Here is a 305-nt window from a genome sequence, read left to right as displayed (position 1 = left end):
GTCTTAACTGACATTTTAGACTGAGATCGAATACGACGCAACGAGAGCTATTGGCGCACAGGCTCGTCGTTAAGAGGCGGAGCGCCTATGGAGAAGCCGAAGGTCCAGTCGGAGCGATGTATCGGCTTTACTGGGCAGTTGGAAAAGTTGGATCGCGATGATTTGCGCTACATCTGGTTTTTTCGGCGGCCTTATCGGGGCTCTGATCAGATGAGGAGGCGTATAGTATGGCTTCTCTACTTGAACATATTCCGGCGATCGGCGAAATCATTGATCGGGTCCTGCCGGATCCGAAACAGAAAGAG

General features: G+C 51.5%; 1 protein-coding gene. It reads left to right on the top strand.

Going from position 1 to position 305, the window contains the following annotated elements:
- Window positions 1–87: 87 nt before the first annotated feature.
- On the top strand, window positions 88–305 hold a 218-nt coding region (locus EZM41_RS14000), incomplete at its 3' end, for a hypothetical protein (protein ID WP_232619337.1).

It is taken from the genome of Acetomicrobium sp. S15 = DSM 107314 (assembly GCF_016125955.1).
Classification (GTDB): domain Bacteria; phylum Synergistota; class Synergistia; order Synergistales; family Thermosynergistaceae; genus Thermosynergistes; species Thermosynergistes pyruvativorans.
This window is presented reverse-complemented; position numbering and strand designations above follow the sequence as displayed.